Source organism: Hanstruepera flava (assembly GCF_023634025.1).
Lineage (GTDB): Bacteria > Bacteroidota > Bacteroidia > Flavobacteriales > Flavobacteriaceae > Hanstruepera > Hanstruepera flava.
In genome coordinates this window covers 456,837-474,611 of record NZ_JALJCW010000002.1, presented here as the reverse complement: position 1 = coordinate 474,611, position 17,775 = coordinate 456,837, and the positions used below count along the sequence as shown (strand labels likewise).

The window sequence follows — 17,775 nt, the reverse complement described above, 5'->3', positions numbered from 1 at the left end:
TCTTTTTTTTTTATTTGAACTTCAATTTTGAAATCCGCTTGGAGCCAGCAGCATATGCTATACTATCATTTAAAAATCTAATAGTATAGTAACCTTCATCGCTTAAATGGTTCCAAGTTTCACCATTATCATTTGAGTAATCTATACCCTTAAACCCTATCGCTATTAGCTCATTCCCTATTCCATTAGGAATATATTGTATACAACTTCTGTAACCAGGACTTTGATTCTCGGCTACTAATTGCCAGGTTTTTCCACCATTTAGTGTTCTAATTTTATTTGCAGAACTATCAGCCGGTTTAGTATAATCACCTCCAATAGCAAAACCCTTTAAGTTATCGTAAAAATCCATTGAATAAATACCTTCTGTTTCTTTGGCTTTAATGATTGGTGTTTCAATTACTTCCCAATTAAACCCTTTATCTGGCGAATAATAAACTCTACCTGTGGTTGTTGCAACCCATGTCTCATCTCCAACAATATCAATATTGGTATTACTAGCTGCAAAAGCACCTTCTCCTTTTATACCTTTTGGCAATTTGCTACATGATAATTTTTGCCAAGTAAACCCACCATCTCTAGTAATAATAATACTCAAACAATCATCTGTTGTATCACCAATGGCAATACCTTCTTGATCATTCCAGAATTTCATGGAATCATAAAACACATTGTCATGTTCTTCTTTGTAAACTAACTCCATTTCACCGGTATCGCCAGTTCTATACAATAGAGCTGGATTTCCAACACTTATCATAAAAAAATCTATTGTATTGTTTGCTATGGCCCTAAACTCAATATCCAAAGAATCGTGTTCAATTTTAGAAATCAACCATTTATCGGCTTCACTATTATATAATCCATAGGTATTGTTATTGGCTGCAAAAGCCAGACTCTCTTGATCTAAAATCTCTATGGCACGAACGCTTAACGTAGAATCTTCCAATATGGATTTAAACTCAATATCTGTTAATTTTCTTTTTTGAATCTCTTTTTCAGTCTGGCAAGACAGGCAAGACACAGCCACTACAAATAGTAATAATTTCCTCATTTATAAAATATTTAGGATAAAAATACGTAATTAAAACGTACCTTTGCACGCCTAATAAAATAGAATGCGTTTACACAGAAATTTATGTTTTGCCACCATTGATGGATTAATGAAAATCTTCAACGAGGGCGAGTATGCTGATAAGGTTATCCAACAACTCCTTAAACGTGATAAACGTTGGGGAAGTCGTGATCGTGCTTTTGTTGCAGAAACAACTTACGACATTGTGAGGTGGAAACGTTTATATGCCGAAATTGCTGAAGTAAAAGAACCTTTTGACCGTGATAACCTATGGCGTATGTTTGCGGTTTGGGCAACCTTAAAAGGTATTAAGTTGCCTGATTGGAAATATTTTGAAGGTACACCTACCAGAAAAATCAAAGGTCGTTTTGACGAATTATCAAAAACCAGAAAATATAGTGAGTCTATTCCAGATTGGATAGATGAACTTGGAATAAACGAATTGGGTGAAGAAAAATGGACAAAAGAAATTCATGCGCTTAACCAACAAGCTGATGTAATTTTAAGGGTAAACACCTTAAAAACAACAAAAGAAAAACTTCAGGCCACTTTATTCGATCTAGATATCGAAACCGAGTTTATAAAAGGTTACCCAAATGCTTTAAAATTAAAAGAACGAGCTAATGTTTTCCAAACTGAAGCTTTTAAAGATGGCCTTTTTGAAGTTCAAGATGCCTCATCACAATTGGTTGCAGACTTTTTAAATGTAAAACCAGGTATGCGTGTTGTTGATGCTTGTGCTGGAGCAGGTGGCAAAGCACTACATTTAGCAGCTTTAATGGAAAACAAAGGGCAGGTTATTGCCTTGGATATTTACGCCAATAAGCTCCATGAATTAAAGCGCAGAGCAAAACGAAATGGTGCTCATAATATTGAAACACGTGCAATAGACTCTACCAAAGTCATAAAAAAACTTTATGATAAAGCTGATCGTGTATTGATTGATGCGCCTTGTTCAGGATTAGGCGTATTACGTCGAAATCCAGATGCCAAATGGAAGTTAGAAGCATCTTTTATTGAAAAAATTAAAAACAAACAACAAGATATATTACAGCAGTATTCACGTATGGTAAAATCTGGAGGACAATTGGTTTATGCGACCTGTTCTATTTTACCATCTGAAAACCAAAATCAAGTAGAAGCATTTTTAAAATCTGATTTAGGAAAAGATTTTAAATTTGTAGAAGACAAAAAAGTATTGGCCCACGAATCTGGATACGATGGATTTTACATGGCTTTAATGGAAAAAAAATAATATGAAACAATTTTACACAGCCCTATTTTTAGTATTAACCTCAACTGTTTTTGCACAAATACCCTCAGGATATTATGATTCTGCAACAGGTACAGGCTATACTTTAAAAACACAACTACATAATATTATTGATGCTCATAACGATCAAGGATACGATGCCATGGATGGCTTTATTTCCACTTACGAGCGCGATTATTATTACGATTCCAATGGTAGTAACACTATTCTAGATATTTATTCTGAAATACCTAATGGTGGTAATAATACGCCTAACGATCCTTATAATTTTTCACCTACCACAGATGAGTGTGGTAATTATTCTGGTGAAGGCGATTGTTATAATAAAGAACATATTATCCCACAATCGGTTTTCAGTTCGGCTACACCAATGCGTAGTGATGCCCACATACTAATGCCTACTGATGGTCGTGTAAATGGCTTTAGAAGCAATTACCCTTTTGGTCGAGTTGATGATAATGATTTGATTAATCAAAGTGGAATTTCTAACCCAACATTAAACGGTTCTAAACTAGGTGGAAATCTAAATAGTGGCTACTCTGCAGGATATACAAGCACAGTTTTTGAGCCTATAGATGAGTTTAAAGGTGATATCGCAAGGATATATTTTTATTTTGCAACACGTTATGAAGATCAAATTAGCGCCTGGTCTGCTTATGATATGTTTGATGGTAGTTCGGACAAGGTGTTGTCAGATCCGTTTCTGAATATTTTAATCACCTGGCATGAAAACGATCCTGTCTCACAAAAAGAAATAGATAGAAACAATAATATTTATTACAACCACCAAAGTAACAGAAATCCATTTGTTGACCATCCAGAATGGGTAGCTTTAATTTGGGATACAACACCTGATACCGAAGCGCCAACAGATCCTACAAATTTAGTGGCATCAAACCCTACGGACAATACAATTGATTTAAACTGGACAGCGTCAACAGATAATGTTGCGGTGGCTTCATACGATATTTATGTTGATGGTAATAACACATTTAATACGAATACAACTTCATTCACAGTTACTGGTTTGACACCTGACACAAATTATTGCTTTACCATTAAAGCCAAAGACGCTACAGGAAATGAATCTGGCTTTAGTAATCAAGATTGTGAAACAACTACAAATAACGGCTCATCTGGAGGCGGAGTCGATTTATTCTTTTCAGAGTATATTGAAGGTAGTGGGAATAACAAAGTCTTGGAAATAGCAAATTTTACTGGAGCCGATATAACTGATTTATCTATATACACTTTAAAATTAAGTGCAAACGGCAATGCTTCTTGGGGTTCACCATATTCGTTTCCTGCCAATGCTGAAATTATAAATCAAGACGTATATGTTATTGCCAATGGAAGCGCAGGAGTTTGCACCTCTGAATATGATGATTTAAATAACGCTATTACTTCATTTAACGGAAATGATGCCATTGGGCTTTTTAAAAACGATGTTTTAATAGATATTTTAGGTGATTTTAACAGCAGCGCTGATTATGCAAAAGATGTGACTTTAGTTAGAAAGCCGGAAATAACCGAACCTGTTACAACCTTTGATATTAATGAATGGAATTCGTTTCCTCAAGATAATTGTACAGATTTAGGTAATCACACGCAAACTTTAAGCACAATAGAATATAGTTTAAATGAAATCAAAATTTATCCTAATCCGGTTAAAGACATACTAAATATCAACCTAAAAAATCCTGAAAAAACAGGTATATCGATTTATAATATTCTTGGCAAGCAAGTTTTAAACGAAACACTAATGCGTTCAGGAACAATAAACACTTCTAAGTTAAAAAATGGTGTTTATGTCGTAAAGATTATTCAAGGTAATAAATCAATAAGCAAAAAACTGATAAAAAATTAAATTATAAAGTCTCGAAATTTTTCGGGACTTTTTTTTGGTTAATAAACACGTGAATAACTCAACATTTTCGAATCAAGTAATAGAAGAAAATACATCAAAAAGAAGTAAATTTGCATCTTTAATACAACACACAAACTAAAACATAATGATTCACTTCTTCGGAAACCAAAACAGTAAAGTATTTGCTGTTCAAGCAACAAAAGAATTATCAACTGAAAATATTACAAAATTAGTGTGGTTATTTGGCAACCAACCCAAAATAGAACAAGCATCAATCGATGCTTTTTTTGTTGGTCCAAGAGCCGCCATGATTACGCCTTGGAGTACCAACGCTGTTGAAATTACCCAAAACATGGGGATTGAAGGCATTATTAGAATTGAAGAATTTGAATCATGCAGTAAAGGCTTCAAAGATTATGACCCCATGATTTCAGAGAAGTTCAATGGGTTAAACCAAGAGTCTTTTACTATAAATATTAAGCCAGAACCAATTATTAATATCGACGATATTTCTGCTTACAATCAACAAGAAGGCTTGGCTTTAAGCGATGAAGAAATAACGTACTTAGAAGGTGTTTCAAAAAAAATAGGAAGACCCTTAACCGATTCTGAAGTCTTCGGTTTTTCTCAAGTTAATAGCGAACATTGTCGTCATAAAATCTTTAACGGCACTTTTGTTATTGATGGTGAAGAAAAACCTGTTTCATTATTCAAAATGATTCGTGAAACGTCGAATAAAAATCCAAACGATATTGTATCGGCATATAAAGATAATGTAGCCTTTATAAAAGGTCCAAAAGTTGAACAATTTGCGCCAAAACGTGCAGATATTCCTGATTATTACCAAACCGAAGATTTTGAATCTGTAATTTCACTTAAAGCCGAAACCCATAATTTCCCAACAACCGTTGAACCTTTTAATGGTGCTGCAACAGGTTCTGGTGGCGAAATTCGAGACCGTTTAGCAGGTGGAAAAGGTTCTATTCCGCTTGCAGGAACAGCTGTGTATATGACATCGTATTCAAGGCTGGAAGAAAACAGGCCTTGGGAGCAAGCTATGGCAGAACGTCCTTGGTTGTATCAAACACCCATGGATATTCTTATTAAAGCCAGTAATGGTGCTTCAGATTTTGGTAATAAATTCGGTCAACCCTTAATTTGTGGTTCGGTTTTGACATTCGAACATGAAGAAGATGCTAGAAAACTTGGTTTTGACAAAGTTATTATGCAAGCTGGTGGAATTGGTTATGGTAAAGCCAGTCAAGCTTTAAAAGACACACCTAAAGTTGGTGACAAAGTCGTCATTCTTGGTGGTGAAAATTATCGTATTGGTATGGGTGGTGCAGCGGTTTCTTCTGCCGATACTGGTGAGTTTTCTTCTGGAATAGAATTAAATGCTGTGCAACGCTCTAATCCAGAAATGCAAAAACGTGCAGCAAATGCTGTTCGCGGAATGGTAGAAAGTGACGAAAACCATATTGTATCCATTCACGACCATGGTGCAGGTGGTCACTTAAACTGTTTAAGTGAATTAGTTGAAGAGACTGGTGGCCATATCGATTTAGACAAATTACCTGTTGGTGATCCAACATTGTCTGCCAAAGAAATTATAGGTAACGAATCCCAAGAACGTATGGGATTGGTTATTGCCCAAAAACATATTGAAACGCTTCAAAAAATTGCAGAACGTGAGCGTTCTCCAATATATACTGTTGGTGATGTAACTGGGACCCATCGCTTTACTTTTGAATCTAAAACAACTGGCGAAAAGCCTATGGATTTAGGTATGGATGATATGTTTGGTAGCTCTCCAAAAACATTCATGCATGATAAAACTGTACAAAGAAATTATTCAGATACTGCTTACGATAAAACCAAATTTTATGATTATTTAGATCAATTATTACAGCTTGAAGCTGTAGCTTGTAAAGATTGGTTAACCAATAAAGTAGATAGATGCGTTGGTGGAAAAGTAGCCAAACAACAATGTGCAGGACTATTACAATTACCATTAAACAATGTTGCCGTAATGGCTTTAGATTTTAAGGGCAAAGAGGGTATTGCAACCAGTCTTGGCCATGCGCCTATTTCTGGATTAATTGACCCGAAAGCTGGTAGTAGAAATGCAATAACCGAAGCATTAACCAACATCATTTGGGCGCCTTTAAAAGATGGCTTGAAAAGTGTTTCACTATCAGCAAATTGGATGTGGCCTTGTAAAAACGAAGGCGAAGATTCCAGATTATACGAAGCTGTTCAAGCCGTATCTGAATACGCCATCGATTTAGGTATCAATGTCCCTACCGGAAAGGACTCACTTTCCATGAAACAAAAATATCCGAATGAAGATGTCATTGCACCTGGAACAGTTATTATATCTGCTGCAGCAAATTGCAATAATATTAATCAAGTAGTAGAGCCTGTATTGCAAAAAAATGCTGGTGATATTTATTATATAAACTTATCACAAGACGCCTTTAAGCTTGGTGGTAGTTCATTTGCTCAAATATTAAACAAAATAGGTAATACAACACCTAATGTGCAAAGTGCCGATTATGTAAAAACAGTTTTTAACACTATTCAACAATTAATAACTGAAGAACAAATTGTTGCGGGACATGATGTTGCTTCTGGCGGTTTAATAACAACATTGCTAGAAATGTGTTTTGCAGATAATAATTTGGGGGCTGAATTAGATATCACAGCTTTAGCCGAAAAAGATTCGTTTAAAGTCTTATTTGCTGAAAATGCTGGTATAGTAATTCAAGCTAAAGATGCATCAATTGAGACTGTTTTATCTGAAGCTCATATAGAATTTTTTAACATCGGAAAAGTTACAGATGCTGATGTATTGAGTATTATTAATGACACCGATGTATTTACCATGACCATTTCACGATTACGTGATATGTGGTATAAAACGTCTTTCTTGCTTGACCAAAAACAAACAGCTAATGGTTTGGCAAAAGACCGTTTTGATAATTATAAAAACCAACTGTTACAGTTTGAATTTCCAAAGCATTTTACAGGAAAGCTTCCCGAATTAGATAACAGTAAACCAAGACCTAAAGCAGCTATTCTACGAGAAAAAGGCAGTAATTCTGAACGCGAAATGGCAAACGCAATGTATCTGGCTGGTTTTGATGTAAAAGACGTCCACATGACCGATTTAATTTCAGGCCGAGAAACGTTAGAAGGCATTCAGTTTTTAGGTGCTGTTGGTGGTTTCTCAAACTCTGATGTTTTGGGTTCTGCAAAAGGTTGGGCAGGTGCCATTAAATACAATGACAAAGCAAATGAAGTAATTAAAAACTTCTTTAAAAGAGAAGATACCTTGTCTATTGGTATTTGTAATGGTTGTCAATTGTGGATGGAGTTAGACCTTATTAATCCAGACCATGAGGAACATGGAAAAATGATTCATAACGATTCGCATAAGCACGAAAGTTCATTTACTTCGGTAAAAGTTCAAGAAAACAATTCGGTGATGTTATCATCATTAGCAGGAAGTACCTTAGGGGTTTGGATTTCACATGGTGAAGGAAAATTCAGTTTACCTTACAGTGAAAACAAGTATCATATTGTTGCCAAATATGGTTACGAAGGTTATCCTCACAACCCAAATGGCTCCGATTTTAATACAGCTATGATGTGTGATAATACTGGAAGGCATTTGGTAACTATGCCACATATTGAGCGTTCAACATTCCAATGGAATTGGGCTAACTACCCTAATGGAAGAAATGACGAAGTGTCTCCATGGTTGGAAGCCTTTGTTAATGCTAGAAAATGGATTGAGAATAGATAACAAAAAAAAGGAGCTTAAAATTAAGCTCCTTTTTTTGTCGGGATGACAGGATTTGGAGAATCCTTTTACGTCACTACTATTGCAAATTAAAGCTACGCTTTAATTGTCTCTAAAGAAAAAGCTAACTTAAAAAAGTAAACTTTCTACATTAGCTTTCCGCTTTAGCTTGTCGGGATGACAGGATTTGAACCTGCGACCACACGGCCCCCAGCCGTGTACGCTAACCGGACTGCGCCACATCCCGAATTAAGGACGCAAAAATACAAATGCTTTTTTTATTGTAATAGTTTTGATTCAATAATTTCAATTCTAGAATTTAAATCAGATAGTTCTTGTGACTGTCTGTTGTTTCTCTTTTGCTGTGTTTCAATAATGATTTGTTGTTCCTGAATTGCCTTAATTAGCACAGGAATTAACTCGGTATAGTTTACGCCGTATTTATCTTCTTCTTTACTATAATCCACTACATTTTTAATCACTTTATCTACTTCTTGGGCAATCAATCCTAATGACTTAAACTCTTGTTCTCTACCCTTCCAGAAATACTCTGTTGGACGCAATTGGATAATCTCATTAAGACCATATGATATATCTTCAATATCACGTTTTAGTCGTCTATCCGAAGCCTGTACAATTGCACCACCAATTCTTACATTACCACCTTCATTTTGCAAATAAAGATCAGAAACCAGACCAGCATTTCTTGCTTGAATTTCATTTCGGTCCATAGCTATATTTTGCCCCAATTCTTCGCCTATGACTAATGTTCCTGATCCTAATCCTAAACTCACGTCATTGTGGGTTGTTATATGTAGAGGCATATTCGGGCTTTGTGTTCCGATACCAACTTTGGCGTTGAATCCAATAATATCGTTATCGAATTCTCCATAAATTAATGGTGTAGCACTCGAAGAATTTTCAATATACAATTTATTGCTTCCTTCTTCATCTAATCCTGCTGCAGTACCGAGGAATATATTATCACTGCCTTGATTAAAAAATCCAGCAGCAGAACCAATAGCCACATTATTGAATCCTGTAGCATTGTTCCTTAATGCAGTATGACCCAAAACCGTATTAAAATCGCCTGAAACCTTGTATCTCATGGATCCAGAGCCAATAGCAGTATTGGCGCCACCTTCCTCATTAGAACTCAACGATAGATAACCTAAAGCTACATTATCTACTCCCATCGTATTACTTTCAAGAGCTCTTCTTCCAATACCAATATTATTATCTGACGCAACATTATCCTTTAATGCAAATGCTCCAATGGCGATATTTGATGACCCTGTAGTATTAAAAAATAAAGCTTCTTCTCCTATAGCAATATTCTTTTCCCCTGTAGTATTATGATAGCCAGATCTATCTCCTATAGCGATATTTATTCTACCTATTGTATTATTCCTTAATGTATAACCTCCTATTCCAATATTACCAAATCCATCTCTATTTTCATGAAGTGAATATATACCAATCGCGACATTACTCAAGCCTTGAGTATTTGTATGAAGTGATTGGTAACCTGCAGCGAAATTATTGGTGCCAGTTTCATTAGAATATAAGGCTTCCTCACCAAAGGCTATATTTCTAACACCTGTGGTATTGTTTACTAATGTATTATCTCCTATTCCAATATTATGGTTATCATCTAGATTATCTAGCTCTCCTGCATTATCTCCAATATAAATGGAACCTCCAGTTCCTTTAGTAGTAACGCCATTACCATGAGCTTGCCAGTTTCCTATAGCTTTACTATATGGAACCGACATAAATTCTGTTGTACCTACCTCTTCTCCTTGTAATGAAACATTCAAAAAATGGCGTTGTGATGCCCAATTAATATCTTCAAAAAGATTTAATGTAGGAGAACCGTTTCCTATTAATACAGAAAACACACCATTTGCATCAGTATTGGTAACATGGCTTTCTGCATATACAGTAGTACCATCTGGTGTTGCTTCATTAATATTAAAATCTAATGTTATTTCAACTTCTGTCATTAAATCGCCTTGAGCATCTCGTGCTACACCTTGATAATTAATTCCTTTTTGAGCGTAAATCCCCATGCTAAATAGTAAACCAAGTACGTAGATTATTATTTTTAAAATTGGTAAAATAGTTTTCATGATTTATTGTTTTATAATTTTTATTGTGTTGTTATATCTATTGTCTAAAGTCTTGATTGTTAAAAAGTAAAGTCCATGTGATAGTTTAGTCATATCTAACCTTGTATCCATATTAGTATTAATTTCTTTTACTATGAGTAGTTTCTCATTCAAATCATAAAGGCTTATATTTGTTTTAGAGCTAAACTTATTGCTAGCATTTATATTTAAATAATCACTTACAGGATTAGGATATATTTTAATATGTTCCATTATCTCATCTTCATAATCTACACTTAAAGTTCCTTCATTTAGAAGTATAGACCAGAATCCTTGGCTTAAAGTCGCATTGTTCTGAATTTCGCCCACTATAGATTCACCTACAGTGAATGCTAAAACGTAAGATGTACCTGTTAGGGTTTCTCCTGAAGCTCCTATGACTTGTTTTGAAATGTCTTGTGCATTACTATGCGTTGCAAATAGTAGCACACAAATAAATAGTAAAATTGATTTCATAATAAATTGATTAATTGTATTTGAAACCAAATCTAATATCTAATCACCTTACTAATTGTTGTTAATTGATGAATGACATTTTTCAATTGATAGTTAACAAGTTATACCCAAAATTGTAAAAAAACATAGTTGTAAACGCTATTAAAACCATTTGTCAATTGAAGAATACCAATTATCAATTATGGAGTTTTTATAGAAAGAAGTGCCTGTATGTTTGCGTCATAAATCAATAAACAAAAAAAATCATGACACGAGTTAAAAAAAATCACGAATTAAAAAGCAAAAGACATTCAATTAAATACCTAGCTGTTTTAAGCTTTATCCTGCTAGGTTTAACAACTATCTTGACAAGTTGTAGTAAAGATGACGAACCTATAGAAAACTCTGGACAGCAAACTGTTCTACCTACCTTAACATTGGTTAATGGACAAACAAGTACTAACTATGGCGTTGTTGGAAGCCCGACTACAGGCTCTTTACAATACACTATAAAAGCAACAGCACCAGATGGTTTTGATACATTAGTTATTGAAAAGGTAGTAAACGGAAGCGCATCAGAATATGAAACAATAGACATTACTCATCCCAACTATGTAGAAGGAAGCAACACATTTACTTATCATTTAAATTATATATTAAGTGAAGATGATGTAAATGATGTTATTGAGTTTAAGGCTATGTTATTAGACATCAATAATAATGCTGACAATTTATCATTTGCTAAAACTGAAACTAAAATGCCAATGCACTTTTCTTATTTAGCAATGAGAACAGATAACCCTCCAAGCGCAGCCAATAATTTTCCATATTATGTTTATGCTGACTATTATGAACTTAAAAAGGAAACAATAAATGGCATGAATATTAGCACACTAGATAAAAATGTGGCAGCGGTTTTAAGTTGGAACGATGGTTCTGGGTTATATTTTTCATCACCTAACATAACCATAGAAACTCAACTTACAGATAATTTAACAGAAAAAAGCATTACAAAATTCAAAGAAATTTCGATGACTGCTGATGAGTTTTATGAACTAAACATTTACGATTCATTTGAAATAATGAATTTATTTGAAGATGCATCCTTTAATTCTCATGAAGAAAAAGCTGAAGATGTTAACATTGGTAAAATTTACAGTTTTTTGACCTATGATGGAAATGCCGGACTTATGTATGTTAAAGATTTAGAGGTTCAAGGCAACGTTTTCTTTGTTGATGTAGATATTTTCTATGCACGATAAAATTTTAAAATAGCGCAGTAGTATTTGAATCCCACTGCGCTATTATATTTTTAAAAACAATTTTTTTAATTGTAATTTAATGACCTAATTTTAATATCGAAGCAACTTTTGTATTGACAATGAAACCTAAAATGAAGATAACGCAAAATTCACAGTTATATCCGGAAACAGATGTAAACAAGTTTTCAGATGTACTTATGTATTTTTCTGAATCTTTGCTTGATATTAATGATGAAGAAGCCATACTTTGGGATTTAGCTAAAAACTGTATTTCCAAATTGGGCTTTGTAGATTGTGTAGTATACCTCCTTAATGAAACTGGAGATACTATGCTACAAAAAGCAGCATATGGCCCAAAAAACCCTAAAGATTTAGAAATTCATGCTCCTGTTGATAGACCTTTAGGAACAGGTATTGTTGGTCACGTAGCGCAAACTGGCAATGCAGAGTTAATTCATGACACTTCTAAAGATAAAAGGTACAGAATGGATGACGAGTTTAGATTGTCTGAGGTTTGTGTCCCTATAATTATAGACGGCCAAGTAATTGGTATAATAGATTGTGAACATCCTGAAAAGAACTTTTTTACAGAACATCACTTGCATATGCTATTAACCATGTCTTCTATTACGGCGATAAAGCTTAAAGGTTTAAGAACACAAAAAAAATATCAAGAGGAACAAAAAAAATCTTTAGAAATTCAAAAGCAACTTATCGATTTAAAACTAAAGGTCCTGCATTCGCAACTAAACCCTCATTTTGTCTTTAATGCCCTAAACTCTATTCAATATTTTATTACTTCAAATCAGAAAAAAGACGCGCTGGAATTTTTATCTGTATTTAGTAAGTTAATTCGTTTCTATTTAAAAAATATTGAGAGTGAAACAGTATCTCTTCTTGATGAAATTAATTTACTAAAATGGTATCTTAAACTTCAAAAATTAAGGTACAGTGACAAAATTAACTTTGAAATTAAAACTAATAAAGAAGACAATCTTGATGTTAATATACCTAGTTTTCTTATTCAAACCTTAATGGAAAACTTAATAGAACATTCTATTTTTAATGAGCATAAAAATCAAAAAATTGAGATTAATTTCAATATCTCTTCTAAATCGGTAGTTGTTCTTATAAATTATAATCACGATCCACTTAAACTTACTGAAGCCAAATATAATCCGGAATATCGTCAAAAAATCATGAATTGGCAGGATCAAATACGGTTACTGAATACGGGTAAAAACTATGGAATTAAAAAACATATAACTTTTAAAAAGAATAAGAATAAAATTGTAGGAAATACAATTAAAATTACTTTACCAATCATTAATTAAATGATAAAAAGATATTCTGTTATTACATTATTTTTTAGCTTTCTTTTTTTGACAAGCAACTTAATTTATGCTCAAAATTCAATTAACAGAAAAAGTACACCTTTACATTTTGACGTTTATAAAACAGAACTAGACACATTGTCTATATCTGATGTTCTATCAGATTTATCAATATTCAATTCTACGCTTTTAAAACAAGAAAAGACACATCCTTCTTACACCTATTGGGTGCTTATAGATTTTGAAAAGCATTTAACTACAATTTCTAAAGATACATTGTGGTTTTTAAAAATGCCTAAGTTTGAACATGCAACACTTTATAAGCAAACAAAAAATGGTTTGTCTGAAGAAAAATATGGAAGATTTGAATTTTCAGAAAAAGATAGATCTGTTTTATATGGTGCAGGTATTCCTTTTAAACCAGAAAACTTAATCAACAATCGATACCTTATTTTAAAGTTAAAGCGTACAGCCTACATTAATAATATTTCAAATTGGAAAATTGGATTCGCATCCACTCGTGTTGAACATTTAACTAGATATTATTATTCCACCGCTAATATAAAACGACTTGCTCCATACTATATTTTCAGCGGAATTTGCATCATCATGTTCTTTTTAACTTTAGCTTTTTATATGTATTCTCAACGTCAAGAATTTTTATATTACATGTTGTATGTATTATTCTTGTTACTGTATTTAAACTCCGAGGTATTTAAGTTACATGAGGTTTTCTTTGGTTCTTATGGTTTATTGAGTTATGCCTTTTTTCAAATCTCACAAATGGCTATAAACCTGTGTTATATATTATTCATTATGCATTATTTAAATACTAAAACAACTTATAAAAGGTTACATGTAGCTTTAAAAGCTATCGCTTATCTATTAGTGTTTTTAATTATTCTAGATGCTTTTTTCTTTGGTTTCAACTACCTTATTGGCCATATATATCTATTACGATTTGAGCAACTTATTATGACCGTTTTTGGTTTAGTGGGTATGATATATTTAACCTGGAAAAGTGTCAATAAACTAGCTTACTTTGTAGTTATTGGTTCTTTCTTTTATATGGCTGGTGCTTTAGGACTTTTGTTTTTAAGCGATGCCAGGTATATGATTGCTGGTGCTACTCTAGAGATTTTAATATTTGCATCTGGATTAGCGTATAAAATTCAGGAAGAGTTTAAGCAAAAATTGCGGTATCAAGAAGAAGCCATTAGAAACAAAAACAAAGCGCTTCGGGCTCAAATAAACCCACATTTTATATTTAATGCTTTAAGTTCTATACAACATTTTATAACAGACAACAATAAAACTGGAGCATTAAAATATTTATCAAAATTTAGCAGACTCACCAGAAATATACTGGAAAGCTCTATGGAGTCAAGAATTGTACTTTCAGATGAGATAAAAATGATAAATGATTATTTAGCATTAGAAGCATTACGCTTTGACAATTCTTTTAAATACGAGATTATTGTTGCTCCAGAAGTAGAACAAGATATTATTGAAATACCCATGCTAATAATTCAACCATTTATTGAAAATGCCATTATTCACGGCTTGCTAAACAAAAAATCAAAAGACAAATTATTAGTAATAAAATTTAACGATAAACAAACTTATCTAGAATGTATAATTGATGACAATGGAATTGGAAGAAAGGCCGCTCAAAAATTCAAACGGCATACTAATAAATCTAGAGGGTTAGAAGTTACTGAAGAACGCTTAAAAACCAATAACCAATCAGACTGCAATATTGAAGTAATTGATAAATATGATGCCAATAACTTAGCAGTTGGAACAAGAGTTATTATAAAAATTAACTATTAAAGAAAACATGGATTTAAGAGCAGTTATAGTTGAAGATGAAAAACACAGCAGAGAATCATTAAAAAATCTGTTAGAAGAGTTTTGCTTAAATATTGAAATAGTTGGATTAGCTGAATCAGTTGAAGAAGCGGTTTCAACAATAGCACAATTAAAACCTGATGTGGTGTTTTTAGATATTGAATTACAAACAGGAACTGGATTTGATGTTATTAACCGACTTAATAATATTCAATTCGATGTTATTTTCACTACAGCTTTCGACCAATATGCCATTAAGGCCGTTAAATTTAGCTCTTTAGATTATTTATTAAAACCTATAGATTTAGAAGAACTACAAAATGCCGTTGAAAAAGCAAGAAAAAAGAAAAACCAAGACGTATATAAAAAACAATTAGAGACACTAATGCTGAATCTCAAACAAAGGAAACCTACTTTAAATAAAATTTGTTTAGCAACCTCTGATGGTTTTGAATTTATTGAAGTAGGCAACATTCTTTATTGTAAGGCAGAAGGTTCCTATACCAAGTTTATATTAAAAAACAAAGAAACCATTTTGGTTAGTAAGCATTTAAAAGAATATGAAAATTTGCTCCTCGAACAAGATTTTATGCGTGTTCATAACAGCTTTCTTATAAACTTAAAGGAAGTGAAAAAATATATTAAATCTGATGGCGGTTATATAATCATGAACAATAACGATTCCGTAAGTATCTCACGTTCAAAAAAGGAAGATTTTATTAAAGTCATGTCTGCATTAATGGATACATAAAAGATTTTGAATTCTAATTGAAGATATTTTTCCCATTTGATAATACCTTTTTATTTCATAATTTGCATGTCTTCAAATTAGACAAGACAGATGGCAGATATTACCAGACTTTTTGATTTTCCTTACCACCAACTTGAAACCTATAACCTTAATAAAGCCTTTACTACTAAGTATAATGGTGAGTGGTTTTCAATTTCAACTCAAGAATATATCAATCAAGCCAACGCTATAAGCCGTGGTTTACTACGTTTAGGTGTTGATCCAAACGATAAAATAGCTGTAATTTCTACAACCAACAGAACCGAATGGAATGTTGTTGATATTGGGATTCTTCAAATTGGTGCTCAAAATGTTCCTATTTATCCTACCATAAGCAAAGAAGATTATGAATATATTTTGAATCATTCAGAATCAACCTATTGTTTTGTTTCAGACCAAGATATTGTTGAAAAACTCAATGCTATTAAAGGCAATACTAAACTCAAAGGCGTTTATACTTTTGATGAGGTTACAGGTGAATCCAATTGGAAAGATGTTCTAGAATTAGGTAAAGACGATTCTAATCAAGATGTTGTTGAAGATAGAAAAAAACAAGTGAAACCTCATGATTTAGCCACCTTAATCTATACTTCCGGAACTACAGGAACACCAAAGGGTGTGATGCTTTCACATAATAACATTGTATCAAATGTTTTGGATAGTGAAAAGCGGGTTCCATTTGATTATGGAAAATCCAAATCTTTGAGTTTTCTTCCAGTTTGTCATGTTTTTGAACGCATGATTTTATATCTGTATCAATTCTGTGGAGTTGAAATTTATTTTGCTGAATCCATTGAAGCTATGAGTGATAATTTAAAGGAGGTCAAACCTAATGTCATGACTGCAGTTCCGCGTTTATATGAAAAAGTATACGATAAAATTGTTGCTAAAGGCAGTGAGTTGTCAGGAGTAAAAAAAGCTCTTTTCTTTTGGGCAATAGATTTAGGCTTAAAATACGAACCTTATGGTGTAAATGGTTGGTGGTATGAAAAGCAATTAAAATTAGCTCGTAAACTCATATTTAGTAAATGGCAAGAAGGCCTTGGTGGAAATTTAGAACTCATGGTTTCAGGTAGCGCAGCTTTACAACCTCGATTAACAAGGGTATTTGCTGCAGCTGGCATGCCAATAATGGAAGGTTATGGCCTAACGGAAACGTCTCCTGTAATTTCTGTAAATGACCAGCGAAATAATGGGTTTAAAATTGGAACCGTTGGTCGCATTATAGATAATGTGGAAGTGAAAATTGCAGAAGACGGTGAGATTTTGGTAAAAGGACCCAACGTTATGCAAGGCTATTATAAAGATGCTGATAAAACCGCAGAAGTCATGTCTGGTGATTATTTCCATACTGGTGATATAGGTGAAATCGATTCAGATGGTTTTCTTAAAATCACAGATCGCAAAAAAGAAATTTTTAAAACTTCTGGTGGAAAATATGTTGCTCCTGCCCTACTCGAAAATGAATTCAAGCAATCCCGTTTTATTGAACAAATAATGGTTATAGGTGAGGGTGAAAAAATGCCTGCTGCCTTAATTCAGATAAACTATGAATTTGTAGAGGAATGGGCTAAACGCCATAATATTGAGTTTTCTAACGGCACAATTAGAGAAAATCAAAAATTAAAAGATAGAATTCAAGAAGAAATCGATTCCGCCAATAAAAAATTTGGTAAATGGGAACAAATCAAAAAATTTGAAATCACTCCTGATGTTTGGACTATTGATGGTGGACACCTCACTCCTACTATGAAAATGAGACGTAAGATTATAAAAGAAAAGTATAAAGGTCTTATCGAAAAGATTTATCGTTCATAAAAACAACCTTAGTATTTTAGTTAATAACTATTCTACTATCCTTAAGCAAGTTAGCTCTTAAAATTTTAAATTTAAAATACTAACTAATACATTTAAA

11 protein-coding genes and 1 tRNA gene are annotated in these 17,775 nt (G+C 33.1%); 8 read left to right on the top strand and 4 right to left on the bottom strand.

Annotation, left to right across the window (positions count from 1 at the left end; genetic code table 11):
• Nucleotides 1-10 precede the first annotated feature (10 nt).
• Nucleotides 11-1,051 (bottom strand): WD40/YVTN/BNR-like repeat-containing protein, encoded by a 1,041-nt coding sequence (locus MTX13_RS09720; RefSeq protein ID WP_250434448.1) that lies wholly within the window; start codon nucleotides 1,049-1,051, stop codon nucleotides 11-13.
• Between the two features lie 64 nt (nucleotides 1,052-1,115).
• On the opposite strand from MTX13_RS09720, the gene MTX13_RS09715 reads away from it, so the two are divergent.
• The 3 genes from MTX13_RS09715 to purL all read left to right on the top strand — a co-directional run bounded on the left by MTX13_RS09715 (nucleotide 1,116) and on the right by purL (nucleotide 8,020).
• Nucleotides 1,116-2,327 carry an RsmB/NOP family class I SAM-dependent RNA methyltransferase gene (locus MTX13_RS09715; protein ID WP_250434446.1) on the top strand — a complete coding sequence of 404 codons (1,212 nt, stop codon included), beginning with the start codon at nucleotides 1,116-1,118 and terminating at the stop codon, nucleotides 2,325-2,327.
• Between the two features lies 1 nt (nucleotide 2,328).
• Complete coding sequence (locus tag MTX13_RS09710) at nucleotides 2,329-4,212, top strand: endonuclease (protein ID WP_250434444.1); 1,884 nt, start codon at nucleotides 2,329-2,331, stop codon at nucleotides 4,210-4,212.
• A 145-nt stretch (nucleotides 4,213-4,357) separates the two neighbouring features.
• The gene (gene purL / locus MTX13_RS09705; RefSeq protein WP_250434442.1) at nucleotides 4,358-8,020 is read left to right on the top strand and encodes a phosphoribosylformylglycinamidine synthase; all 3,663 of its coding nucleotides are present in this window, start codon (nucleotides 4,358-4,360) and stop codon (nucleotides 8,018-8,020) included.
• A 169-nt stretch (nucleotides 8,021-8,189) separates the two neighbouring features.
• Here the strand turns inward: purL and MTX13_RS09700 are convergent.
• The 3 genes from MTX13_RS09700 to MTX13_RS14435 all read right to left on the bottom strand — a co-directional run bounded on the left by MTX13_RS09700 (nucleotide 8,190) and on the right by MTX13_RS14435 (nucleotide 10,617).
• Nucleotides 8,190-8,264 (bottom strand) — tRNA-Pro (locus MTX13_RS09700).
• Nucleotides 8,265-8,295: 31 nt separating this feature from the next.
• On the bottom strand, nucleotides 8,296-10,149 hold the full coding sequence (locus MTX13_RS09695; RefSeq protein ID WP_250434440.1) for a tail fiber domain-containing protein: 1,854 nt from the start codon (nucleotides 10,147-10,149) through the stop codon (nucleotides 8,296-8,298).
• 3 nt (nucleotides 10,150-10,152) lie between these two features.
• On the bottom strand, nucleotides 10,153-10,617 hold the full coding sequence (locus MTX13_RS14435) for a T9SS type A sorting domain-containing protein (RefSeq protein WP_250434438.1): 465 nt from the start codon (nucleotides 10,615-10,617) through the stop codon (nucleotides 10,153-10,155).
• Nucleotides 10,618-10,889: 272 nt separating this feature from the next.
• Here MTX13_RS14435 and MTX13_RS09685 point away from each other — a divergent pair, with 272 nt between their 5' ends.
• From MTX13_RS09685 to MTX13_RS09665, 5 genes are all read left to right on the top strand, one after another.
• On the top strand, nucleotides 10,890-11,885 hold the full coding sequence (locus MTX13_RS09685) for a hypothetical protein (protein WP_250434437.1): 996 nt from the start codon (nucleotides 10,890-10,892) through the stop codon (nucleotides 11,883-11,885).
• 131 nt (nucleotides 11,886-12,016) lie between these two features.
• Nucleotides 12,017-13,219 (top strand): histidine kinase, encoded by a 1,203-nt coding sequence (locus MTX13_RS09680; RefSeq protein WP_250434436.1) that lies wholly within the window; start codon nucleotides 12,017-12,019, stop codon nucleotides 13,217-13,219.
• A 48-nt stretch (nucleotides 13,220-13,267) separates the two neighbouring features.
• Nucleotides 13,268-15,052 carry a sensor histidine kinase gene (locus MTX13_RS09675; protein WP_250434435.1) on the top strand — a complete coding sequence of 595 codons (1,785 nt, stop codon included), beginning with the start codon at nucleotides 13,268-13,270 and terminating at the stop codon, nucleotides 15,050-15,052.
• Nucleotides 15,053-15,059: 7 nt separating this feature from the next.
• Complete coding sequence (locus MTX13_RS09670) at nucleotides 15,060-15,821, top strand: LytR/AlgR family response regulator transcription factor (RefSeq protein ID WP_250434434.1); 762 nt, start codon at nucleotides 15,060-15,062, stop codon at nucleotides 15,819-15,821.
• A 90-nt stretch (nucleotides 15,822-15,911) separates the two neighbouring features.
• Nucleotides 15,912-17,678, top strand: a complete 1,767-nt coding sequence (locus MTX13_RS09665) for an AMP-dependent synthetase/ligase (RefSeq protein WP_250434433.1) — start codon at nucleotides 15,912-15,914, stop codon at nucleotides 17,676-17,678.
• Nucleotides 17,679-17,775 lie beyond the last annotated feature (97 nt).